General features: G+C 43.1%; 23 protein-coding genes. 13 read left to right on the top strand and 10 right to left on the bottom strand.

The features are described 5' to 3' along the window. Positions 1–8 precede the first annotated feature (8 nt). From ACQY73_RS02560 to ACQY73_RS02545, 4 genes are all read right to left on the bottom strand, one after another. Positions 9–1,094: a serine hydrolase domain-containing protein gene (locus ACQY73_RS02560; protein ID WP_428661010.1), complete on the bottom strand. Its 1,086-nt coding sequence runs from the start codon at positions 1,092–1,094 to the stop codon at positions 9–11. Positions 1,095–1,467: 373 nt separating this feature from the next. Beyond that, positions 1,468–1,620, bottom strand: a complete 153-nt coding sequence (locus tag ACQY73_RS02555; RefSeq protein ID WP_428668404.1) for a hypothetical protein — start codon at positions 1,618–1,620, stop codon at positions 1,468–1,470. A 23-nt stretch (positions 1,621–1,643) separates the two neighbouring features. Next, positions 1,644–1,751 (bottom strand): hypothetical protein, encoded by a 108-nt coding sequence (locus ACQY73_RS02550; RefSeq protein WP_428661007.1) that lies wholly within the window; start codon positions 1,749–1,751, stop codon positions 1,644–1,646. Continuing rightward, positions 1,702–2,145 (bottom strand): helix-turn-helix domain-containing protein, encoded by a 444-nt coding sequence (locus ACQY73_RS02545; RefSeq protein WP_428661004.1) that lies wholly within the window; start codon positions 2,143–2,145, stop codon positions 1,702–1,704. Before ACQY73_RS02545 ends, ACQY73_RS02550 begins: the two co-directional genes overlap by 50 nt. A 322-nt stretch (positions 2,146–2,467) precedes the next feature. On the opposite strand from ACQY73_RS02545, the gene ACQY73_RS02540 reads away from it, so the two are divergent. Continuing rightward, positions 2,468–5,344, top strand: a complete 2,877-nt coding sequence (locus tag ACQY73_RS02540; RefSeq protein WP_428661002.1) for an esterase/lipase family protein — start codon at positions 2,468–2,470, stop codon at positions 5,342–5,344. Positions 5,345–5,792: 448 nt separating this feature from the next. Here the strand turns inward: ACQY73_RS02540 and ACQY73_RS02535 are convergent, their stop codons facing one another. Together ACQY73_RS02535 and ACQY73_RS02530 are read right to left on the bottom strand one after the other, a co-directional pair. Continuing rightward, the gene (locus ACQY73_RS02535; protein ID WP_428660999.1) at positions 5,793–6,668 is read right to left on the bottom strand and encodes an SDR family oxidoreductase; all 876 of its coding nucleotides are present in this window, start codon (positions 6,666–6,668) and stop codon (positions 5,793–5,795) included. Between the two features lie 350 nt (positions 6,669–7,018). Beyond that, positions 7,019–7,336, bottom strand: coding sequence for a YrhB domain-containing protein (locus tag ACQY73_RS02530; protein ID WP_428660997.1), 318 nt, complete (start codon positions 7,334–7,336; stop codon positions 7,019–7,021). Between the two features lie 228 nt (positions 7,337–7,564). Between ACQY73_RS02530 and ACQY73_RS02525 the strand changes: the two genes are divergently transcribed. The 4 genes from ACQY73_RS02525 (at position 7,565) to ACQY73_RS02510 (ending at position 10,067) form a co-directional block, all read left to right on the top strand. Continuing rightward, a complete protein-coding gene (locus tag ACQY73_RS02525) occupies positions 7,565–7,762 on the top strand; it encodes a transposase (protein WP_428668402.1) in 198 nt (65 codons plus the stop codon). Positions 7,763–8,186: 424 nt separating this feature from the next. Further along, positions 8,187–9,194, top strand: a complete 1,008-nt coding sequence (locus ACQY73_RS02520; protein ID WP_428657729.1) for an IS110 family transposase — start codon at positions 8,187–8,189, stop codon at positions 9,192–9,194. Positions 9,195–9,197: 3 nt separating this feature from the next. Then, positions 9,198–9,335, top strand: a complete 138-nt coding sequence (locus ACQY73_RS02515; RefSeq protein WP_428660995.1) for a hypothetical protein — start codon at positions 9,198–9,200, stop codon at positions 9,333–9,335. A 99-nt stretch (positions 9,336–9,434) separates the two neighbouring features. After that, entirely contained in the window at positions 9,435–10,067 is a 633-nt protein-coding gene (locus ACQY73_RS02510) for a viroplasmin family protein (protein ID WP_428660992.1), read from the top strand. 19 nt (positions 10,068–10,086) lie between these two features. Here the strand turns inward: ACQY73_RS02510 and ACQY73_RS02505 are convergent, their stop codons facing one another. From ACQY73_RS02505 to ACQY73_RS02495, 3 genes are all read right to left on the bottom strand, one after another. Continuing rightward, positions 10,087–10,314 (bottom strand): hypothetical protein, encoded by a 228-nt coding sequence (locus tag ACQY73_RS02505; protein ID WP_428660990.1) that lies wholly within the window; start codon positions 10,312–10,314, stop codon positions 10,087–10,089. 5 nt (positions 10,315–10,319) lie between these two features. Continuing rightward, positions 10,320–10,718, bottom strand: a complete 399-nt coding sequence (locus ACQY73_RS02500; RefSeq protein WP_428660987.1) for a GNAT family N-acetyltransferase — start codon at positions 10,716–10,718, stop codon at positions 10,320–10,322. A gap of 190 nt (positions 10,719–10,908) precedes the next feature. Next, the gene (locus tag ACQY73_RS02495; protein ID WP_428660984.1) at positions 10,909–11,364 is read right to left on the bottom strand and encodes a DoxX family protein; all 456 of its coding nucleotides are present in this window, start codon (positions 11,362–11,364) and stop codon (positions 10,909–10,911) included. 126 nt (positions 11,365–11,490) lie between these two features. Here ACQY73_RS02495 and ACQY73_RS02490 point away from each other — a divergent pair, with 126 nt between their 5' ends. The 4 genes from ACQY73_RS02490 to ACQY73_RS02475 all read left to right on the top strand — a co-directional run bounded on the left by ACQY73_RS02490 (position 11,491) and on the right by ACQY73_RS02475 (position 16,643). Then, positions 11,491–12,216 carry a tRNA1(Val) (adenine(37)-N6)-methyltransferase gene (locus ACQY73_RS02490; RefSeq protein ID WP_428660981.1) on the top strand — a complete coding sequence of 242 codons (726 nt, stop codon included), beginning with the start codon at positions 11,491–11,493 and terminating at the stop codon, positions 12,214–12,216. Positions 12,217–12,253: 37 nt separating this feature from the next. Next, complete coding sequence (gene hemF, locus ACQY73_RS02485; RefSeq protein ID WP_428660978.1) at positions 12,254–13,135, top strand: oxygen-dependent coproporphyrinogen oxidase; 882 nt, start codon at positions 12,254–12,256, stop codon at positions 13,133–13,135. Between the two features lie 137 nt (positions 13,136–13,272). After that, positions 13,273–15,909: a DNA gyrase/topoisomerase IV subunit A gene (locus ACQY73_RS02480; protein WP_428660975.1), complete on the top strand. Its 2,637-nt coding sequence runs from the start codon at positions 13,273–13,275 to the stop codon at positions 15,907–15,909. 8 nt (positions 15,910–15,917) lie between these two features. Continuing rightward, positions 15,918–16,643 carry a SanA/YdcF family protein gene (locus tag ACQY73_RS02475; RefSeq protein ID WP_428660972.1) on the top strand — a complete coding sequence of 242 codons (726 nt, stop codon included), beginning with the start codon at positions 15,918–15,920 and terminating at the stop codon, positions 16,641–16,643. Between the two features lie 183 nt (positions 16,644–16,826). Here ACQY73_RS02475 and ACQY73_RS02470 read toward each other — a convergent pair whose 3' ends face one another. Next, the gene (locus tag ACQY73_RS02470; protein ID WP_428660970.1) at positions 16,827–17,663 is read right to left on the bottom strand and encodes a sugar phosphate isomerase/epimerase family protein; all 837 of its coding nucleotides are present in this window, start codon (positions 17,661–17,663) and stop codon (positions 16,827–16,829) included. A 107-nt stretch (positions 17,664–17,770) separates the two neighbouring features. Between ACQY73_RS02470 and ACQY73_RS02465 the strand changes: the two genes are divergently transcribed. The 4 genes from ACQY73_RS02465 to ACQY73_RS02450 all read left to right on the top strand — a co-directional run bounded on the left by ACQY73_RS02465 (position 17,771) and on the right by ACQY73_RS02450 (position 22,234). Then, the gene (locus ACQY73_RS02465; protein WP_428660967.1) at positions 17,771–19,831 is read left to right on the top strand and encodes an asparagine synthase-related protein; all 2,061 of its coding nucleotides are present in this window, start codon (positions 17,771–17,773) and stop codon (positions 19,829–19,831) included. A 14-nt stretch (positions 19,832–19,845) separates the two neighbouring features. Continuing rightward, entirely contained in the window at positions 19,846–19,980 is a 135-nt protein-coding gene (locus ACQY73_RS02460; RefSeq protein WP_428660964.1) for a hypothetical protein, read from the top strand. 163 nt (positions 19,981–20,143) lie between these two features. Beyond that, on the top strand, positions 20,144–21,034 hold the full coding sequence (locus tag ACQY73_RS02455; RefSeq protein WP_428660961.1) for an HPr kinase/phosphorylase: 891 nt from the start codon (positions 20,144–20,146) through the stop codon (positions 21,032–21,034). A 9-nt stretch (positions 21,035–21,043) separates the two neighbouring features. Continuing rightward, positions 21,044–22,234: a class I SAM-dependent rRNA methyltransferase gene (locus ACQY73_RS02450; protein WP_428660958.1), complete on the top strand. Its 1,191-nt coding sequence runs from the start codon at positions 21,044–21,046 to the stop codon at positions 22,232–22,234. The last annotated feature ends 153 nt before the right edge of the window (positions 22,235–22,387 follow it).

Below are 22,387 nucleotides of genomic sequence, written 5' to 3'. Positions count from 1 at the left end.
CGGTTGATTTATTTGTTAGTGGATGAAAATCCGTAAGTCATCAGGTGAGCCAGCTTAGCATCCAGCTCTATTCCATGATCGCCATTGGTTAAGACAACATAGCCCAATTGCTTATCCCGGAAGAACATGAAGCCACCCGTGAAGTTGCCGTTATTGCCCGTATGCATGTAGCGGGTGCCAAAAGGCGTTTTTTCCACCGCGAAGCCATACGCATAGAAAACATTTTGGAGATTATTATCGGGAAAGCGGGTCTGTACCCTGGGTTTTAGTAAGGAATCAACATTGGCTTTGTTCAACCCCTTGCCTTTCATGATAGCCGTGAGGAACAGCGCATAATCATGTGCGTTGGTATGCAGCGTGTGTGCTGCCCCGAAATAATCGGGCACGGGGCGAAGTTCGCCTTTGCTGTCCTTGGCATTCGAATAATACCCATACGCTTTATGTCGAGCCAAATAGGGGTTGCCGACATAGCCAAAATGGTGCAGGCTCAACGGAATAGCCACTTCCTGTTGGAAAAGGCTGTCAAACGTACAGGAATTGGTATGCGTCAAATATTCTACGGCTTTAGCCAGGTATTCGAAGCCTTCGCCGGAATAGAAATACTGTAAGCCAGGCGTCAATTTGAATGTCAGTTTGCCATGTTCCCGCCAGTTGGGCAAACCTGACGTATGACTCAAGAGCATACTGGCTGTCACCCGTTCGTTTCGCTCGTCACCCACAATATCAGGATACGAAAAATAGTGATAGACGGGTTGGTTCAAATCTAACTGGAGCTTTCTATCCTGACGAAGTTTCAAAATGAAGTAGCCGAAAACAGCTTTGGATAGCGAAGCCGCTTCAAATATGGTCTGCTGGTCTACTTTTTTGAGGGAATCGATATTCGCATAGCCAAAAGACCTCTCATAGATGATTTTGCCGTTACGAATAATTGCTACTGATGCACCCGGTAGTTTCAAGGAATCCATCTGGTGGCGGATGAACAAATCCATTTGGGCGAACCTGATGACTTGTCCTGCCGCAGTTTTGATCTGCCCAAAAGCAGTAATCTTTAGGAGTGCTAAAAAAATAATGGCAGTAATGCGGACTGCTTCCATATATTATGATTTTGACGAAAAGACACCAAAAAGAATAAATAGTTGCATCTGCCCCCATTGGAAGAAGAAGGCCTATTAATGTTAAGCCGGCTTGTGGTGTTTTGTACAGCTACATACGCCCATTTGCATATGAACCCTTGAATTTTACAGACATACGACCAACATCATATGTTTGTAAAAGATGTAGTTTTAAAAATAAATCACAATTGATCCTTATTCAGAGGGTTTAGGATGCAAATCTAACTAGCGATAAACTGTGGCACGACTGAGGCCTAATAATTTGCCATTCTCAGCGACGGTCTTTTCCTGTTTTTCATATAAAGTTCCGGCGGCCTCCGCTTTTGATAAAGCATCTTTGCTCAATCCCTTCGGCTTACCTCCTAAACGCCCTCGAGCACGAGCAGCGGATAAACCTGCCTTTGTGCGTTGGCGTATTAAATCCCGTCGGTTCGCCGATGCGATCAAATTCGGCCAGTGAAGCAAAGATGTTGAACACTAATCTGCCTTGAGCAGTAATGGTATCAATAGCATCATTCAGGCTGCGGAAGCCTATGCTCTTTTCCTGAAAATCATTTTTAACTCCAAAATTGCTTCTTCCCGCCACTGCTTAACTTTGGCTTCGTTCTGCTGGCGAGCCTTTTTGACGGTCTTCTGCAAACTCCATCCAATCTTCCTCAACAGGCACCCTACTTGCGTTAAATCGTAGCTGACCCGCGGTGGCGTACCACCCAAACTTTTTGACAATCACTTCATTAACACGGGCTCGCGTCCAAATATGGTTAGGGAAGCCGTGGTTGACCGCCCCCAAGTTTAACTCTGCGGCTAATTGAGAGAGCTGCTCAGGTCCTAGCTTAGGGGGACAACCGGTAGGTTTGCGAGCCAAAAGACCATCTAACCCCTTCTCTCGGTGCTTCTTTAAAGTTTGGCTGACCCATCCTGCCGTCAATCCCAAGGCTAAAGCAATATCTTTCCGCTTCCAGCCTACTTGCTTCAACTCGAAACCGCGGCGGCGTAGCACTTCGTAATCCGATGGTTTGTAGTTTGTGATCATGATCGGAAAATACAAAATTTACAACTTTATTCATCCATCAATAAAAGTGGAGGTAACAATAAATTTTCAGCCGTTACATTCAATTCACAAAAGAGGCTACAATCTTTTGCGGGTTAAGGTCGCGATTGACACAAAAAACTATCTTCAAAGTAAAACCCGCACCCCCTTTATCTTTTCATTACTTTAATGTTCTGTTGTATTTATGAAACCATTGATCTATTTGAAAACGTATCCCTTTTTACCGGTTCATTTCTTACCCAATCTACAAAAAGTTACTTATAAAATTTGCAATTTTAAGCGGTATCTATTTTGTTTTTTATGCATGGCTCATCACCAATCCTATGCTCAATTACCCTCCATGGAATGGCAACAATGTATTGGCGGGTCGGGAGAAGAAAGAGCCGCATCCATTGCGCCAACTTTTGAGGGTGGATCTATTGTGGCAGGATACAGCTATACAAATGATTATTCGATTAAAAATGCTTTGGTCGTAAAGTTAAACAGTCAGGGGCAAATCCAATGGCAACAAACCATTGGAACTATTAATTATTTTAACGAAGCTTATCATATCAAACAAAGCCTTGACAGCAATTATATAGTTACAGGATCATCCTATTATAACGGCAATGAGTTTGGATGGATAGCCAAACTTGATAAACAGGGCAGTATTCTTTGGCAAAAAACCATTGATATTCTTCGTAACAGACCCACGGCCCTAGAGATCGCCGGTGATGGGAACATTATTATTCTGGGGTATTCTATTTTGAACGGTTCGTATTCAGATGCCGATTCCTGGATACTGAAAATGGACAGTGAAGGTAATACGATATGGCAACAAATGATTGAAACAATCGGTTTTGACATACTTCGATCTATATCAAAAACAATTGACGGAGGATATATAACTGCAGGCTTTCTGCAAACGACTTCCGATTCCAAAAACTTTTTGGTTGTAAAACTTGATTCTCAGGGGCAGGTTCAATGGAGACAACAATATGGCGGTTCAAATCATGATGATGCTTATTCGGTTAGTCAAACATCAGATGGAGGGTATATCATAGCCGGAGAATCAGCTTCAAGTGATGGGCACATAACCGGACAGCATGGATCATTGGATTACTGGGTCTTAAAACTCAGTAGTCAAGGACAGATCCAATGGCAAAAATCACTTGGCGGTTCAGGTCAGGAAGGCGCTCGGTCCATCCAGCAAACCCGAGATGAGGGATATGTTGTGGGAGGCTATACCCAATCTGTCGATGGAGATGTTACGTCAAATCACAGCCGTGATTATTCCAGTGATGCCTGGCTGGTAAAATTAAATGACTTGGGGCAGATCATATGGCAACAATGTTATGGCGGAATCCGTGGGGAGGAGGTTTTGGCCATTCATAAAACAGCTGACGGCGGGTGCGTTTTTGCAGGGTATACTTCTTCAAATGATGGAGATGTCTCGGGCAATCAAGGAGGAATCGATTTTTGGGTCGTCAAATTGAAGGGAATCCACATTACCGGATTTCAACATTCGGTAAACTTGTCGACTTCATCATCGCTTCAATTGCTGAGTGATATTCAACCTTTTAAAGTTTGTGCAGATGGCAGTAATGTTTCTGTGTTTACGCTTTCAGCGCCAGATTTTCAAAGCCCTTCCTATTGGAAGCTTCGAATAAAAGAAGATCCCAATGTAATCGATAAGGATCGATATGGTCATTTTGATTCGCCAAGCATCGCTTCTAACGGCATTCAGTTTATTTACAATCATCCAATCATCCCGCCTGCAGCCGGGCTGTATGAGGTATATCATATTGAAGCAGTCAATCAACAATATGGTAGTGTTGTTGATGTCTATGATCTCCATCTTTACAGACCTCCATTGTTAATGGTTCATGGCAAAGCGGATAAGGGATCGTCGTATATTGTGATGTATAATCAACTTCAATACGGGAATCTTTATACAAGAAATATAATGCTTAAAGCTGATTACAGGAAAACACATAATGACCATTTTGAAGTAAATAAAGAGGTAGTAAAAAACCATATTAACCGCCTGTTGGGGAATGCTGTCCATAAAAAATTTGCCGCTGGCAAGGTGGATATTGTCGCTCACAGTATGGGAGGGTTACTTTCCAGAATTTACCTTCAAAGCGATGGTTATCAGGGAGACATTAATAAGTTGATTACTCACAACACACCTCACTCAGGGGCGCATTCGGCGAACAGGTTGGCGGATCCTGCTTTTGCAGAAACGGCCATGGGAAGTATTGCCCGAAGTGCCGGCGATTGGGGAGGAGCTGCCTATGATTTACAGGTCGGTCACGGAAAGACCATCGCAAATACGCTGAATAATCAGGGCAGGTTAAATAAGAATAAAGTGCCTGTTCATGCCATAGGGACTGTTTACCCTCACACCCCTCCTCCCGAGCCTTCAGCTAAGTATAAAGGCGTCCGATTCGGATACAATATGTCATTAAATGATTTGTTTGGAAATGACCTGAGCGATTATGTCGTTTCATATGAAAGTCAATTGGGGGGATTAGCCGGAGATGCTACAAGTCTTATTAATCTGCAGGCTCACTCTCAGGCACAGGAAAACAGTCAACTTATCAGTAAAGTAATTGAGTTACTTAAATCCAGTCCAAAAACCGGTTCGTTTTCCACTAACGGGTATGCTCCGAAAATGCTGGAATATGTTGCTCCCGCTTCCAATGGCAATCCACCCAATGGTAGGGTTAGTGTTCAACTTCCCCTAAATGGTAAAACGGTTAACAAGGGAGGGCGACTGCAATTTTCATTGAGTGGCACCAATCTTGACAGTATTAATGTATTCATAAAAGCGAAGGAAGGTAACTGGGTACTTTTGGCATCTCAGGGAAACAGTCTTATTGAAGCCATAACCATAGATACTAAATATGAGGTAGGGAAATATACTTTTTTGGCATTGGGCTATTGCACAAATGGGGAACCCGTTTTTCAGGAAGGAACTTTTATGGTAGCCGATTGTAAAGAGTCTTACCCGGTTCTAAGTGGCGATATAAACAATTCGGAGTATCAGGCAAGAAATACCATTGTTAGTAATGGAAAAGTTGGTTTTGGAGAAACGATTTTAATGACTGCAGGAAAATCGATTGAATTCAAACCCGGTTTTGAAGCGGATCGTTTTACAATGATAGAGGCACGAATTGAAGGCTGTGACAGTAACTAATTGGAATTGTTATCTTCTTATTGAAATCATGACTTCGTTTGACAATTTCTACCCAAATTTACGTCTCATAAAACGGGCGTGGCTGTCGGCCGAGTTTGTCAGGCTTGATTCCCCTCAATTCAAGCATGGCCGCTATCAGAGACGTGAATATCGGTATCACTCTGAGCGGCCAAAACAAGCGATGAACTCTCTTATTGACCTGTTTCGTGATAAAAGCAAGGAGTTGGTTCACTTTTTGAATATCAAAAAAGTTTTAGGAGAAAGCCCTGAGAAAACAAACAAGCCTAAATTACGCACATTAGCCCGCCTTTTCGCAAACATAATGTTGTACGCAGCCCTAAAACGAGCTTCCTGTAGCACGGATTAAACGGTATGGCTGAAACCTATCTAAAATTATAAAGCCCTTTTTAGGGCTTTATAATTCGGTAAACTTCGGAGACTACATCTGTTACAAGTGGTAAGCAGCTTTCAAATACTCTTTTACTGACTGCGGCTTGCTTCCCATGATTGTTTCCAAATCGGTAGCTGGAAAATCAAATTCACCTTGTGCAATGGCCACACAAAAAGAAGCAGCACCTTGTATCATTTCATCAGCCACACCATAGCTTTTTAACTGTTCAGCATAGACTTCAGCCGAAGGAGAAACATACTGAATGCTTTTCCCTGACAGTTCACTAAGAATTTCTGCAATGTCATGAAAGGAATAAGATACAGGACCACCAAACTCATACACTTTATTCTCATGTCCTTGAGTAGTGAGGATGACAGCACCGGCAGCAGCTAAATCATTACGGCTTGCATAAGAAGATTTACCATTACCGGCAGGTAAAAAAACAGTACCTGTTTCAATCACCTTATCGCCCATAAACATCGGCAAAATATCCGTGTACAAACCATGCTTTAAAATGGTGTAAGTAAGTCCTGATCGGCTGATTAAATCATCTGTTTTCCAATGTGCATCCGCAATCAAAGCAACAGGAGATGTGCCATCTTCTGATTTGCGTTGAACACTGGTAAAAATAATATGACCTACACCCGCTTCAACAGCAGCTTTCACTACATTTTGATGTTGACCAAAACGGTTCATCACATCGCTACTTGAAACGAAGTATAATTTTTCTACATCTTTGAAAGCTGCAACTAAAGAAGCATAATCAGTATAATCTCCTTTTATAATAGTTACACCTTTTGCTTTTAAATCCGCTGCTTTTTCAGGAGTACGAACCAATACAGAAATATCACTTGCACTTACCTTTTGTAGCAACTCGTTCACGACTGCACTTCCCAATTGTCCGGTTGCGCCGGTTACTAAAATCTTATTCATTGTTTGTTGTTTTATATTTTGCGAACACAAAACTACTTACCTTAACTTACAAAAAGTAAGCACTATACAGAAGGTTAGTACTAACCTTTAGGTAAGTACTAACAGAAGCAATATGAAAACAGTAACAAATAAGAAAGCAGAAAAATCTACAACTCAACAGTGTACAGCCGGTTTGGGTGCTGTAGGAGTGTAAGTGTCCCTAAAAATCTACCAATTAAGAAGTGGAGAACTCTTTTGAAGTACTCCGTAAAAGCGTTCAATAATGAATTTTATTATAAGTAGGGTAGCTGAAACAAGCAAAAGTTTACCGAAATAAGCTAGTGGTTAAATCGGTACACCTATGATAAAAATCACCCGATTTCTTCGTAAAATTTTTTAATATTATCTCTAAACTTGCAGTATTTATCTAAATAAAAATTTTCTCCATATCTTGTTCCGGTAATGTGGGTTGTTGCATTGAATTTATCTACAATGATTGGGGCATTACCACCTACCATCGCATCCTCATTGCCTGTAACAACAAACTCTTCAGATTGGTAAAAAAAAATCCACCCATATTTAAACTCTATAATTTCACCTTCCATTATTTTCAGGTGACAAAGTGATTTTTTTTCCAATTCTTGCAATACATTTTCTACAAGTCTTTGCGCATGTTGAATACTTATCATATAGTACTCATTTAAATTTTATTGTGTTAATTAAAGTCAATAAGCTCTATGGATACATTAACTATAGAAATCAGGAATTGGTCGAACAATATACAGCCTAATTTACCGTCTCACATACTGAAAAAACACCTTAATTAATTGCAAAAAGTGTCTCATAATGTTATCTCATTTATCAATGTGTCATTTATTATATTTGCCTGACTTAATGATGGGAACCGTAGCAGGAATATTATTGTAATATGGCAGGGCCGCCTATGGGATGGTGCCACCATCCACCGCAGTCAGGCCGTCAAAGACTTCCTGACACATAAGAAGGGAAGAGTACATCTGGTCACTCTGCCCGGCTATAGCCCGGAGCTAAATGGCAGCGGCCAACCGTCCCGTCGAGTCGCTATGGAGTCAATTGAAACGAGAGTTGAAAAATAGGCGGGGCGGTCCTTTAGATTTGCAATCTGGTAAAATTCTAAGAATTAACATAACTTGTAGTTAGAAGAAAAAGGGCAGGGTTTCCTATGGGGTGGCCAAGATTTTGATCTATGCTCGGATTAAGGTCCTGCTCTTTCAGGCTTTCTTAAGCTCAAATGGAAATTCGAGTATAATGACTCATTAGTAAGCGGGGCGGTCCTTTAGGTTTGTAGTGTGGTAATATTTCAAGATTTAGTTTAGTTTGCTTTCAAAAACACAGGGTGGGTTACCTAGGGGGCGCCCGAGATATTGATCTAAGCACGGATTCAGGCCCCATCTTGTATTGCTTGGCTAATACTCAAATGGAAATTCGGGGAAAAGCCCCATTAGTAAGGGTTCGAGTTACAGGCTAAGCGACCAGTTTAAACTTTAACATATTACTATTATGACTACTCAATTTTACATTGGAGTTGATGTCTCAAAAGCTACGCTTGACTGGGCTGTCTCAGACGGCAAAACTATTATTTTACAAACACAATGCGTCAATTCTGAAGCCGGAATTAAAGCGGCTCTTAAACTTATTAAAGTTTTGCCGAATTTTAAAGTCTCTGAAGCTGTTTGTTGCCTGGAACATACGGGCATATATTGTGCTCATCTGCTATCCTATCTGCATAAGTTACACTTTCCTACTTGGCTGGAAAACAGTTTGCAGATTAAACGGGCAGGAGGTTTGCAACGTGGTAAGAACGATGCAATTGATTCGATAAGAATAGCTGAATATGCCTATCGCTTTCGTGATAAAATGCAGCTTTGGAGTCCACAACGCCTCGTTTTACAAAAACTGGCTGCTCTCAGTGTTCTACGTCAGCGTTTACTCTTGATACGTCAGCAATTACAGCAACCTATCAATGAACAAGAGCGATTCATTAATCCTTTACTCCAAAAAGAACTGGTTAAAAGCTGTCAGGCATCTATTAAGGCAATTGATGCAGATTTGAAAAGTACAGACAAGCGCATACATGATCTAATCCAAGCTGACGAGCAATTGAAAAAACTATTCTCATTAGTCACGTCTGTACCCGGTATTGGACCTACGACAGCGACAGAGTTAATTATTGCAACAGAAGAATTTAATACAATAAATAATCCCAAAAAGCTGGCTTGTCATGCCGGTGTGGCGCCCTTTGAATATCAATCAGGCAGTAGTATCCGAGGAAAAACCAAAGTGAACCAACATGCACGTAAACGACTCAAAAGCTTACTCCATTTGGGGGCGATGTCTGTTATTTGTGCTAAAGGGGAGCTACAAGATTATTACAAACGCAAAGTAGCTGAAGGTAAAAACAAAATGTTAGTTCTGAATTCGGTGCGTAATAAGCTTATTCATCGAGTTTGCTCGGTTGTTCACCGCCAACAGAAATATGATAAAAATTATACGCCTATGCTTGCTTAAACCATGGAAATCCGTGCCGTTTTTCTTTGTTTAAAAGATTTGGCCGAAGTGTTATTGGAAAAAATCGAAGAGGTCAGAAAAAATACAACATTGCTTGTATCATTCTTTCACAAGAAGGAGATTGCTTTCTTTACAGGCTAATTCACTTATCAATAATGTATTACAAACAAATACTCACAATAGACTATGATTAGAAGCGGGTATTCACTTTTTTTACCCACACTTTTGTAAGTTTGTGGCATGGCTAAAAAACAGAAATACTATGTTGTATGGGAAGGGCGTAAACGAGGTGTGTTTACGGATTGGACTGATTGTGAAGCGCAGATTAAAGGTTTTCCCGAAGCAAAGTTCAAATCATTTGATACGCTCAAAGAAGCCGAAGAAGCCCTGAAAGAAAATTATTGGGAGTTTATTTCGCCCAAAATCGCCAAAGCCCCGCTGAAAGAAGCTCCTGCCAAGATCGGAAATCCAAACCTGGAAAGCATTGCCGTAGATGCGGCCTGGAACACCGCCACGGGCGATGTGGAATACCAAGGCGTATACCTAAGGACAGGTCAAAAGATATTTCACCAGGGGCCATTTAAGGATGGAACGAACAACATCGGAGAATTTTTGGCGATTGTTCACGGCTTAGCCTACCTGCAAAAGCACCAAAGCAACCTGCCCATTTATTCAGACTCCCGAACGGCCATCAGTTGGATAAAACGCAAACACGCCAATACCAAGCTCGAAGTAACGCCCCGAAACAAGCAACTATTTGAACTGCTCCAACGCGCCGAAGAATGGCTTTCCAAAAACAAGTTTACGAATCAGATCCTGAAATGGGAAACCGAATTTTGGGGCGAAAATCCCGCTGATTTCGGGCGAAAATGATTCGATGATAAAAGATTGGTTAGTAGGATTTTGAATCGTATTTGTTTTTGACAAAATCCATGACAAAACCATTCAGCCCTCGGCCTGCTTTGGCCAGTTCTTTCATTTTCTCAATGTTGCTTTCCCCGGCACTTTCATACGTATAAAGGTAAAACGTGCCATCCTTAAATTGCACTTTGATGCTTTTGTCGTCAATTTCGTAGGCGTAAATGCCCGACTCGCCACTTAAATTTTGGTATCTTTCCATACGTTTCACTTTGTCCGATTGATAATGAAGCTGCTTTCCTGCTTGGTAAAACCTACTTTTGGGTAATATTCCATGGCCGTTGGCACCGATAATAACAAAACCATTGACTGTTCCCCGACTTTTTCTTTGGTCATTTCAATGAGCTTTTTTCCGATCCCCGCTTTTTTATAATCATGCCGAACGGCAAGGTCAGCGAGATAGCAACTCCACACCCAGTCGGTAATGGAACGCGAAACGCCCACGAGTAACTCACCGTCCCAAGCGGTTGCGATAAGGTTAGCATTATCAAACATTTTTTGGATTCTTTCTCTGTCGTTTGTGGGTCGTTTAAGTCCGCTGTTGGTGTACAATTCAATGACCTGTTCAGGAGTTGGAGTGATATCAAGGCGATATGTTATTTCCATAATGGCTGAAAAGAAGTTTGTTTGCGTTGATTTAATACTCTGCTAATTACCGGTTTATAACTACCGGGTTTACATTGATTTCTATCGTTTTGTGCGACCCCGGATGGGGTCAGACGTCTATAGAGGGATGGTTTTTCTACAAATGTCTGACCCCATCCGGGGTCGCACAAAATTTATTGTTAAAGCATATTCAAGGAAACATAATGGCACTTAGATATGTCCAGGCAATGAACAGGATTTGTAAAGGAACTCTGAACCATAAATACGTGATGCCTTTTCCTTCATAAGTGCCTTTTTCATAATCAATGCGTTTAATGGCCGCTTTGATATTGCCGGGTAATAATACGATAAAAAAGAGAATCAACGCCCAAGCAGCTAGTACTTTAAGGCCGGGAATGAGCAAACCGATGGCCGCCAACAGTTCAATGACGCCGGTAGCGTATACCATTTCGGTTTTGAAAGGAATAAAATCAGGCACCATCATGGCCATTCCTTTGGTAAAAGCAAAATGCCCAATGGCCGTAAAGACCAACATGGCCGACATCGCAATTCTTCCCGAAAGAGGATAATCAATGGCTTCGGTAAAAAAATAGGTCGCCAATAGGCTAATGCCAAATGTACCGAGTAATACAAATAACGGTTTCATGTATTTGTGGTAAGTCTGATTTCAAAAATAGGCTTGTGAAGCCAAATAAGCAAGAGGCGTTATTACGTTGTCTATTTTACCATTTTCAACCTCGAACCTCTACCTTTGCACAAAAAACAGTCATCAATGCCCCGCGTTCCGTCTCCTTTTTTTCGTTTTAAACAATTTACCGTTTGGCATGATCGCAGTGCGTTGAAGGTCTGCACGGAAGCGTGTATTTTGGGGGCGTATGCAGATGTAACGAGCGTAAAGCAAGCGTTGGATATCGGCACCGGAACGGGTTTGTTGGCGTTGATGGCGGCGCAAAGAAATACGTTGATGCACATTGACGCAGTAGAAATTGAAGCACAAAATTACCTGCAAGCCATTGACAACGTGGCTCAAAGCCCTTTTGCCGAACGCATTGCCGTGCATCATGCCTGCATTCAGGATTGGTCTTTCATGAATACTGGCGAGAGGTACGACCTGATCATCAGCAATCCTCCCTTTTTTTCCAACCACCTGCATTCGCCGTCTCAGGTGCGCAATCGTGCTTTGCATACGGATACACTTTCGCTGTTTGAGTTGGTGGTATCGGTAAAACGGTTGTTATCAACAGAAGGGCGTTTTGTGGTATTATTGCCACCTTATGAAACCCAACTTCTGACGGAAATTGCCGCAGAGTCAGGATTTTGGCCAACGCGCCAATTGCAGGTTTTTCAGCGGTCGGATAAGCCGTTGTTTCGGATGATTACCACTTTTGAGCGTAAACATGCCGAACCTATTCCCGAAACTCTCTATATTCACCGCCTCGACGGAGCATATTCCGACGATTTCCGGGCTTTATTACGAGAATACTACCTGATTTTTTAGAAGTCATTCAAAACCACCGAACACAACCGTAACATTCATGCGCGATACGATTGCCACTTACTTTCAACAATTACAGGATACCATTTGCCAAGCCCTTGAAACTGCCGATGGGTCGGGGAAATTCAAAGAAGATCAATGGAACCACCACAGCGGCGGCGGCGGACGTTCACGGGTGTTGGAAAACGGCAGCATCATTGAAAAAGGCGGGGTGAATTTTTCGGCCGTACAAGGCCAAACCTCCGAAGCCCTCATGCGTCAGATGAACCTGACCGAACAGGCCGATTATTTTGCCACGGGGGTGTCAATAGTGATGCACCCGCACAGCCCGAAGGTGCCCATCATTCACATGAACGTGCGTTATTTCGAACTGTCTAACGGCGTGAGTTGGTTTGGCGGTGGGATTGATCTTACACCGCATTATGTGGTGGAAGAAGATGCCCGTTGGTTTCATCAACAACTGAAAGCCTCTTGTGATAAACACGACCCGAGCTATTATCCCAAATTTAAAAAATGGGCGGATGATTACTTCTACATTCCGCACCGTCAGGAAACGCGCGGCGTGGGAGGTATCTTTTTTGATTATTTGAAGTCACAAGACAAAGAACCGCTTTTTCATTTCGTGCGGGAAGTCGGCGAAACGTTTGCCCCAACGTATACGTATCTGATGTTAAAAAACAAAGACCTTGCTTTCAGCGAAACGGAAAAAGAATGGCAGTTGGTGCGCCGGGGAAGGTACGCCGAATTTAATTTGGCTTGGGACCGGGGTACAAAGTTTGGACTGGAAACGGGTGGCCGCACCGAATCCATTTTGATGAGTCTGCCGCCGATGGCGCGTTGGATATACGATTATCACCCTACGGCAGACACTCCCGAAGGGCAAACAAATTTGTTGCTTAAAAAAGGGATTGAATGGGTTTAAATGCAATTTTTTACGCCTTTTTTTGTATATTTACGTTTTAAAATTTTGTGATTAACGGGTCATTCCGCTGTGCGACCGGGATTTTAGACACCTTTTATTTTACCCTGCCGGCTTGCAAGATCACTTAGTAAAAGACAATGAGCGATACCAACGAAACCTTACCTGAAGAAAAACATCCTAAAAAAGATTCTCTCCACAACCAGTCGGATGTGGGGGATATGTACCAAAATTGGTTTTTGGAGTATGCTTCCTACGTTATTCTGGAGCGCGCAGTCCCGGCGGTAGAAGATGGCCTTAAACCGGTTCAACGCCGTATTCTGCATGCCTTACGGGAAATGGACGATGGGCGCTTTAACAAAGTAGCCAACGTCATCGGAGCTACCATGCAGTACCACCCGCACGGCGATGCCTCCATCAACGAGGCCATTGTCAACATGGGCCAAAAAGAACTTATCTTTGATACCCAGGGAAACTGGGGCGATATTCGGACGGGCGACAGTGCTGCTGCTCCGCGTTACATAGAAGTACGGCTTTCGAAATTTGGCAATGACGTTATCTTTAACGACGACACTACCGAATGGCAATTAAGTTACGATGGCCGTAAGCGTGAACCTGTCACGTTGCCGGTCAAGTTTCCGTTGCTTTTGGCGACGGGGGTAGAAGGAATTGCGGTGGGTCTTTCCACCAAGATCATGCCGCACAATTTTGTGGAATTGATCGAAGCGTCCATTGCCATTTTAAAAGGGCAGACGTTTGCGTTATTTCCGGATTTTCCAACAGGCGGCCAAATTGATATTACCAACTACAACGATGGTTTGCGGGGCGGAAAAGTGCGGGTACGGGCCAAAATTGAAGAGTTGGATAAGAAGACGCTGATCATTCGGGAAATTCCGTTCAGCACCACGACCACGTCGGTCAAAGATTCCATCATCAAAGCCAACGACGAAGGAAAAATTAAGATACGGAAAGTAGAAGATCTGACCTCAAAGGACGTTGAAGTATTGGTGCATCTTGCCCCCAACGTTTCCCCTGATATTACGATCGATGCCTTGTATGCGTTTACGGAATGTGAAGTGAGTATTTCGCCCAACGCCTGTATCATCATCGACGAGCGCCCACATTTTGTTACGGTTTCCGAAATACTGAGAACGTGCAACGATCAAACCGTTCATCTGCTCAAAAGAGAGTTGGAGATCAGGCGGTTTGAGCTAAAAGAGAAATTGCTTTACAGTTCGCTGGAGAAAATATTCATTGAAAACCGCATTTATCGCGATATTGAAGAATGTGAGACCTTTGAAGCCGTTATTCAAACCATCGACGCAGGCTTAACACCTTTCAAAGCAGATTTTTACCGTGATATCACCGAAGAAGATATTCTTCGCCTTACTGAACTTCGCATCAAGCGTATCTCAAAATACGACGGCTTTAAAGCGGAAGAAGCCATGCGTAAGTTGGAAGAGGAACTGAAAGAAGTAGAGGACAATTTGGCCAATTTGACGCGTTTCGCCATAGCGTATTACAAAGACCTACTGAAAAAATACAGTAAGAACCGTGAGCGCCGCACCGAAATTCGTTCATTCAATACCATTGCCGCTACGGTGGTGGCCGCCGCCAACCAAAAACTATACGTCAATCGGGCGGAAGGGTTTGTTGGATACGGTTTGAAGAAAGACGAGTATGTCATGGATTGCTCGGATATTGACGATGTGATCATATTTAGAAATGACGGAAAATACAAAGTAGTACGCATTACGGAAAAGGTATTTGTAGGGAAAGACATTATTTATGTCGCAGTTTTCAAGAAAAACGATGAGCGTAAAGTCTATAACGTCACCTACCTGGACGGAAAATCGGGCGCAAGTTATGCCAAACGATTTGCCGTGACGGGCATTACCCGCGACAAAGAATATGATGTTACGCTCGGAACGCCTAAATCGAAGATCACCTATTTTACGGCCAACGACAACGGTGAAGCGGAAGTAATTACGGTGAGCCTCACGGCCCAAAGCACGGCGCGTATCAAGTTGTTTGATTTCAATTTTGCCCAATTAGCGATCAAGAACCGCTCTGCAATGGGCAATGTGTTGACGAAATATCCTGTGCGAAAAATCGTGTTCAAATCGGCCGGGGTATCAACGTTGGGAGGGGTAGATCTTTGGTACGACAGCGTGTTGGGGCGTTTGAACCGCGATGATCGTGGGCGGTATTTGGGGAATTTTGACAATGGCGATCTGATCTTGGTGTTGTATAAGGAAGGAACCTACGAATTGACCACGTATGATCTGACCAATCGATACGAGCCCAAGGATATTCTCCAGATTGAGAAATTTCTTCCCGGTCGCCCTATCAGCGCAGTCTATTTTGAAGCTACTCAGAAAAGTTATTTTGCCAAACGGTTCAAGATCGAGACGACCACCGTTGATAAAAAATTCTCCTTCATTGGAGATACCAAAGGGTCAAAATTGCTTTTTGCTTCCCTGGATGCGCATCCGCGGATGGAGGTAATTGTTGAAAAAAGCAAAACCGAGACGCAGAAGGAGATTGTGGTACTTGATGCCTTTGTTGACGTAAGAGGTTGGAAAGCATTAGGCAACAAAGTTTCCAATTTTAAAGTAAAAGAGATTAAACAGATACAATCATTGCCTGAAATTGAAAAACCGGCACCTGTGGCGATGATTGAGCCGCCAAAAGAATCACACGCTGAAGAAGATAGTATTGATGATGCTTCTTCTACCGATACTACCGATGAAAATGGACAATTAGGTTTATTTTAACGAAGCACATGAAAGAAGCATTGCTACATATTGACGCGATACGCCGCTCCAAAAAACTGCGGGTCTCCTTGGTAAAACAAATGATCAAGGGTGGATTCTGGGTGGTATTTTCGGTGGTCGTGTTGGTATTGTTATGCAATTGGATCGTTGTAGACACGACCCGTTCCAAAGTGTTTTTTGACATAAATACCTTGCCTTCCAATGATGTAGGGTTGGTACTTGGAACGAGTAAATACGTAGCACGCGGCAAAGAGAACCTTTTCTTTCGGTATCGAATGGAGGCTTCGGCACGGTTGTTCAAAGAAGGGAAAGTAAAATACCTGATCTTGAGCGGCAACAAAGAAGCCGAAACCTACGACGAACCCAAAGCAATGAAGCAGGCATTGACAAAACTGGGTGTGCCGGAAGATGTCATGCTGTTGGATACGGCAGGGTATCGTACCTATGATTCGGTGATTCGCTGCCGGGAAGTATATGGACAGGAACGGGTAACGGTCATATCGCAAAATTTTCATAACGCGCGCGCCCTTTACCTCGCCGACCATGAAGGACTGAACGCCGTTGGTTTTGCCGCGCAGGATGTTCCCAATGGTTATTCGATCAAGACCCTTATCAGAGAATATTTGGCGCGCCCTAAAGCCATGTTGGATGTGTACGTTCTCAAACCCGAAGCAGGTGTAAGAGAAGGTGCGTTGGAAAAAAACTTAGAGAAAAACAGGGTTACGAAGTTTTAGGAAAACCCTGAGCTTTATACTTGGGCATAGCATAACTATAGTATTACCGGTCGGACGGTCCGCCGGTCGGGTTGTGAGCAACCCTCTGCACAGTGTATCGGGTTGTGAGCAACCCGACCGCCTATACAGAAAAAGCGCGCAAAGGAAATCTCCTCTGCGCGCTTTTTCTGTATAAGCGGATGATCAGATTGAAAGTTGTTTCATCCACTCGGCATCTACTTTCATACTTTCGAGCGATGAGACCGGATATTCTTCCTGTTCAACGATATAATACTTGATCCCTGCCTTTTTTACTGCTTTCAGGATGGTTGGATAATCGACCGTGCCTTTTCCAAAGTCTTTCTGTACCACTTTATTGCCTTCTTTTACCATGTCTTTGATATGAACCAGCTCATAGCGTTTGGCGTATTTGTCGAGGTGAGCGTAAACATCTTGGCCTGAGGCAATGATCCAGCACAGATCCAACTCGAACATTACTTTTTTAGGGTCGGTATTGGCAAGCAATATTTCGTGCGGAATTTGGCCTTCAAGGGGTCTGAACGAATAATCGTGGTTGTGGTAACCAAACTTCATTCCGGCCTTGGTTACTTTTTCGCCGACTGTATTGAACAGCTCTGCTTTTTTCTTCCAGTCGTCAATGGTTTTTTGAGGACCGATGTACGGGCAAAGCATGTATTGAAGGCCTGCTTCGGCGCCGCGCTCAATATTTTTGTCCAGGTCTTTATTGATGTCGAAGTGAGTACTTATCATTTTAACGCCCAAGTCGCCTAAATAGGTTTTACATTCAGAGGGACTCATTCCCCACAGGAAGTCCGGACCACCGTAACTTTCAAACTGAGTATAGCCCAATTCGGCGAGTTTCTTCATGGTGCCTTTGGCGTCTTTCGGCATCAGGTCGCGAACGCTATAGAGTTGAACACCAAATTTTTTGAGCTTTTTTGCTTCGGCAAAGAGACTTGGTGCCAGTATCAGTCCGGTACCTAAGACGGCAGATTGTTTGATAAAATCCCGACGGTTCATGTAATTGAAATTAGTTAAATGTTTCCAACAAAAAAACGAACAGCGGGCTTTCTACTTGCCACGACTTGCGTATTTTTGGCAAAACTCAACGGAAGCACTTAAATCGAATGAGCGGAATTTGTGGAATCATCTATTTTGACGGACGCCAGGTAAGCACTGAACTTTCGCTCATGGTTGAGCAGCTTGCCCATCGTGGCCCTGACGGTATAAAATCATACCAAAACGAATCTGTCGGATTAGCGCATTTGATGCTGCATGTGACGCATGAATCCCTGTATGAACAACAGCCGTTGATCAGCCCCTCGGGAAGTATGCTGGTAGCAGATGCCCGAATTGACAATCGCCGGGAATTGTACAAGATACTCAATCTTTATCATACAAAATCGCCGTTACGACAGGCAGACGGAACCATTGTTGCGGAACAGCCTCTGAGTCATGCGATTGTAAAAAGCAGTTCTGACGAGCCGACGGATGCGGAACTGATATTGGCCGCTTACGAAAAATGGGGCGACGACATGGTATATCATCTGGTAGGTGATTTTGCCTTTGCGCTTTGGGATAATAATCGTCAATCGCTTATCTGTGGCCGTGATCACAGCGGCGTTCGACCGTTTTATTATTACCACAAACCCGGGGTTTTGTTTGCGTTTGCGAGCGAATTGAAAGCTTTGCTGGCCTTGCCTGACGTTCCTAAACGTATAAATGAAGCCAAAGCGGCTGTTTATTTGTCGGCGCTTACGGGCTATCGATTTTACCAAACCGATACAATGTTTCAGGAGATAAATTCCCTCCATTTTTCACAGGTAGGTATATTTAATAGGTCTTCTTCAGAACTGAAATTATGCATTGATCTTCAACTTGAACGTTTTAATCACCTCAAAACCCGCGAAGAATTTGCGGAGTGTTTCAAGGCTTATTTTGAAGAAGCCGTTGCGTGTCGACTCAGAACGCCGTTTGGCATTGGTTCCCATTTGAGCGGCGGTTTGGATTCATCGTCGGTAAGTTGTGTGGCCCAACAGTATTTGGAAAAACAATCACGATCATTGAATACCTTTCATTTTAGAACAAACCGGCCCGAAACGGATGAAACGGCTTATGTAGAGGCCGTTTTAAGGCATTATCCTTCCCTAAACCACGAATACATTGAGGCGCATTCTGATTTTTACGGCTCAATGAGTCTTTACCATCAGCGTGTTGGCTATCCCGAAACGCTCCCGTTAGATTTTCATAAGTTCAGGTTATTGTACGAAAAGATGCAGACGAGTTCAAATCGGGTATTATTGACCGGACACGACGGAGATACCGTCGTTGGGCACGGAAGGGCGTACTTAAGGGTTTTGTTAAAGGGCAAAAACTGGGAGGCATTTTATAGGGGAGTTACAGGGGCGATCACCAAAAACGGAGGTACAGACCAACAACGGGACAGCGCCGTTTTACGGTATTGTTTTGATGAACTGATGACTCAAGAGGTTTTGGAAAAATTTTACTACCTCAAAAAAATAGTTGAGGTTCTCATTAGGAGCCCATCATTACTGCTAAAATCACTGACTCATTGGTGGAGGAAAGACGCTGTAAAACTCCGAATTTCCCCCGGGGCTTCGTTGCTTCTGTCCGAATTTATAGCACCGCAGCGGCTCAGTGCTGCTTTACAACAGGTTCGAAAACCGGCATATCCCAATGAAAATTTGCTTATTTTAAAAGAGAACCTGCAAAACTCAGGCTCTTTGATCAATACAAACGAGTTGATGGCCACCCTCGGAAGCTATTATTCCTACAAGGTAACCCATCCTTTTCTGGATAAACGACTTCGGGAGTTGTGCATGGCAATCCCTTTGGAATATAAATTTGACGATGGATGGAGGAGAGGCCCTTTACGGAGAGCAATGGCAGGAACCTTGCCCGAAGAAGTACGGACTCGTATGTCGAAAGTGGAATTTACACCTTATTTATTCAATTTTTTGAAAGACCTTACCCCCACTTGGACAGATCATTTAGACGCGAATAAGCATTTGTATGAACACTTTTTAGCTATTGAAATACTGAAAAAAAATGAAGGTTTTCTCCAAAATGAAAAGTTGTCGATCATGGAAAAAGTTATTTTGTACCGGTCTTTGATGTATTCGTATTTCTTCGTTAATTGGGTCGGGAATTATGTCAAACAACCCTAACAACGTTATACAATATGAAAAACTCAACGGTAAAGCGACGTCGTCGCTATAAATCGCCTTCTCTTAAAAAATACGGTTCTATTGCTACCATTACCCGAGAAGATACGGGAGCATTGATCGATGCACTGGGGGATGCATACAACCCCTAGAACCGACAAAAACAACCGTTTCCAAACCAGTTCCTATGAAAAAACCTAAAGAAAAATTGCGCCGTTTGTATAAAGCCCCATCTCTCAAAAAATATGGTTCCATCGTCACGCTGACCCGTGAACCGGGTGCGAGTTAATTAAAGGAATAGCTTTTATACATCGAATGCATATTTACGAATGTGTCGGGGGAAGTATAAAATCCCCCATTTTTTTTCCTGAATTAGTGGAGAAAACGCCGGACATAAGCTCCTTTTTTGTAACTGTTTCTTATGACCCTCTGGAATTGCCTGAAACCGCTTCCCGTATCAGTGCTTATTGGGTAGATACTGAAACCTTTTTTTTTCGCTGGGACAATCAGGTAGCGTGCACTGTCTGCCGTGATACCGTTAAAGTACACTCCGAAATAACGACGGAATTTCAACGAATGATCTTGCTGAAATACGGCATCGGAACGGCCTTGTTTTTGCGCGGTTATTACCTGTTACACGGTAGTGCTGTACTGCTTAACAACAAAACCTTTGTATTTATAGGTGAATCGGGTGCCGGAAAGTCCACAACGGCAAGTGCTTTTGTCAGAGCCGGTGGCCAATTGGTGGCCGATGATCTGGTTGTGTTTGAACGGGTTGGACCCAATGGGGCTACTGTCTCTTCTTTTATTAAACAGTCTAAATTATGGGAAGACTCCGCCCATGAATTTCAATTTGCCGAAAGAAATAAGCTGTATTCAAACGCCTTACGGGGTGATAAATACGGCTTCATTTGGCAAGGCCAAGAGTTAAAAAATTGCCCCGTTGATTCCGTTTATTGTTTATATCCACCATCTTTGGGAGAAAAACCCTCCCTGCTAACGGGTGGTGAGGCATTTTTAGAGTTAATAAAGCACTTTCCATTGGTGAAAGAATGTTTGGTGAAGGATCGAATGCTTACCCATTTTCAGCAAACCAAACAACTGCTTGAACACGTTAAACTCTTGAAATTTCCCCGCCCCGACAGTTATCAGGCGCTAAAAACGTGGGTAGAACAGGTCTCCCAACAAGAGGAGATCGTACACTAAATCAGATCAATGACGTTTCCGCAAATTAGTTTAAAATCAAACCGTGACGAAGCCGTTCGTCGTTTCCATCCATGGGTTTTTTCGGGAGCCATTGCCTCCATGAAGGGTCAACCCGCCGACGGTGATATTGTTGAAGTCGTAGACAGTCGTAATAAGTACCTGGCAACGGGCCATTATCATAATGGTAATATTGCGGTCAAGTTGTTCAGTTATGAAAAAATACAGCCTGACGTAGCTTTCTGGAAGCAAAAACTGCAAAATGCGTTGGTTGTTCGAAAAGTTATTTTTGCCAACCAATCGACGAATGCCACCAATTGTTACCGCTTGGTGCATGGCGAGGGCGATGGACTTCCGGGATTGATCATTGATTATTATAACGGTGTTTTGGTCATTCAGGCGCATTCTATCGGTATGTATCGTGTGTTGGAAGATATAGCGTTGGCGTTGCAGGAGGTGTATGGAACTGCTTTAAAAGCGATCTATCACAAAAGTGCGGATACATTGCCCGAAAATTTTGCCAAAAATGTGCAGAATGGCTATTTGTTTGGAAACTGTACAGTACCGCACTCCGTGCAGGAAAACGGTCATACATTTTTGATAGATTGGGAAACGGGTCAAAAAACAGGGTTTTTTCTGGATCAACGAAATAACCGTGATCTGTTGGCTCATTACGCCAAAGACAAGAAAGTACTCAATGCATTCTGCTATTCGGGCGGATTTTCCATTTATGCGTTGGCCGCAGGAGCCGAAAGGGTAGATTCTGTCGATGTTTCCAAAAAAGCGATTGACCTGACGAACCAAAATGTTCAGGCTAATTTTGGCGAGATCGCTACGCACAATTCGTATGCGGAAGATGTGATGGCATTTTTGAAGCAAACCTCAGATACGTACGATGTGATGGTGTTGGACCCGCCTGCTTTTGCCAAAAGCATGGCCGCTCGGCACCGCGCCGTGCAGGGCTATAAAAGACTGAATGCCGATGGAATTCGTCATTTAAAATCAAACGGTATTCTGTTTACCTTTTCGTGTTCGCAGGTAGTTGATCGAGAGTTATTTTACAATACAATTGTAGCGGCGGCAATTGAAGCCGGCCGACAAGTACGGGTTTTACACCAGATCACTCAACCTCCCGATCACCCGGTCAATTTATTCCACCCCGAAGGAAGTTATTTAAAAGGACTGGTGCTTTGGGTAGAATAAAAAAAACAGGGACAAATGCTTGTCCCTGTTTCGACGTTTATCCAACCCTCTTACTACTTATTAATTCTTTTATAAACTGTAATTCGCTGTTAATGAGTCTTGATAGAGTATACAAGTTGCATTTAAATGCTTTCAGTGTATAACAAATTGGTT

Source organism: Runella sp. (assembly GCF_965279615.1).
Lineage (GTDB): Bacteria > Bacteroidota > Bacteroidia > Cytophagales > Spirosomataceae > Runella.
The sequence above is the reverse complement of the archived record's forward strand: the minus strand, read 5'-3'. Positions and strand labels throughout refer to the sequence as shown.

What these genes read in the sequence shown, in the direction of transcription:
- ACQY73_RS02560 (WP_428661010.1), bottom strand. Translation starts at nt 1,094, where the DNA reads ATGGAAGCAGTCCGCATTACTGCCATTATTTTTTTAGCACTCCTAAAG.
- ACQY73_RS02545 (WP_428661004.1), bottom strand. Translation starts at nt 2,145, where the DNA reads ATGATCACAAACTACAAACCATCGGATTACGAAGTGCTACGCCGCCGC.
- ACQY73_RS02540 (WP_428661002.1), top strand. Translation starts at nt 2,468, where the DNA reads ATGGCTCATCACCAATCCTATGCTCAATTACCCTCCATGGAATGGCAA.
- ACQY73_RS02535 (WP_428660999.1), bottom strand. Translation starts at nt 6,668, where the DNA reads ATGAATAAGATTTTAGTAACCGGCGCAACCGGACAATTGGGAAGTGCA.
- ACQY73_RS02530 (WP_428660997.1), bottom strand. Translation starts at nt 7,336, where the DNA reads ATGATAAGTATTCAACATGCGCAAAGACTTGTAGAAAATGTATTGCAA.
- ACQY73_RS02520 (WP_428657729.1), top strand. Translation starts at nt 8,187, where the DNA reads ATGACTACTCAATTTTACATTGGAGTTGATGTCTCAAAAGCTACGCTT.
- ACQY73_RS02515 (WP_428660995.1), top strand. Translation starts at nt 9,198, where the DNA reads ATGGAAATCCGTGCCGTTTTTCTTTGTTTAAAAGATTTGGCCGAAGTG.
- ACQY73_RS02510 (WP_428660992.1), top strand. Translation starts at nt 9,435, where the DNA reads ATGGCTAAAAAACAGAAATACTATGTTGTATGGGAAGGGCGTAAACGA.
- ACQY73_RS02505 (WP_428660990.1), bottom strand. Translation starts at nt 10,314, where the DNA reads ATGGAAAGATACCAAAATTTAAGTGGCGAGTCGGGCATTTACGCCTAC.
- ACQY73_RS02500 (WP_428660987.1), bottom strand. Translation starts at nt 10,718, where the DNA reads ATGGAAATAACATATCGCCTTGATATCACTCCAACTCCTGAACAGGTC.
- ACQY73_RS02495 (WP_428660984.1), bottom strand. Translation starts at nt 11,364, where the DNA reads ATGAAACCGTTATTTGTATTACTCGGTACATTTGGCATTAGCCTATTG.
- ACQY73_RS02490 (WP_428660981.1), top strand. Translation starts at nt 11,491, where the DNA reads ATGCCCCGCGTTCCGTCTCCTTTTTTTCGTTTTAAACAATTTACCGTT.
- hemF (WP_428660978.1), top strand. Translation starts at nt 12,254, where the DNA reads ATGCGCGATACGATTGCCACTTACTTTCAACAATTACAGGATACCATT.
- ACQY73_RS02480 (WP_428660975.1), top strand. Translation starts at nt 13,273, where the DNA reads ATGAGCGATACCAACGAAACCTTACCTGAAGAAAAACATCCTAAAAAA.
- ACQY73_RS02475 (WP_428660972.1), top strand. Translation starts at nt 15,918, where the DNA reads ATGAAAGAAGCATTGCTACATATTGACGCGATACGCCGCTCCAAAAAA.
- ACQY73_RS02470 (WP_428660970.1), bottom strand. Translation starts at nt 17,663, where the DNA reads ATGAACCGTCGGGATTTTATCAAACAATCTGCCGTCTTAGGTACCGGA.
- ACQY73_RS02465 (WP_428660967.1), top strand. Translation starts at nt 17,771, where the DNA reads ATGAGCGGAATTTGTGGAATCATCTATTTTGACGGACGCCAGGTAAGC.
- ACQY73_RS02460 (WP_428660964.1), top strand. Translation starts at nt 19,846, where the DNA reads ATGAAAAACTCAACGGTAAAGCGACGTCGTCGCTATAAATCGCCTTCT.
- ACQY73_RS02455 (WP_428660961.1), top strand. Translation starts at nt 20,144, where the DNA reads ATGCATATTTACGAATGTGTCGGGGGAAGTATAAAATCCCCCATTTTT.
- ACQY73_RS02450 (WP_428660958.1), top strand. Translation starts at nt 21,044, where the DNA reads ATGACGTTTCCGCAAATTAGTTTAAAATCAAACCGTGACGAAGCCGTT.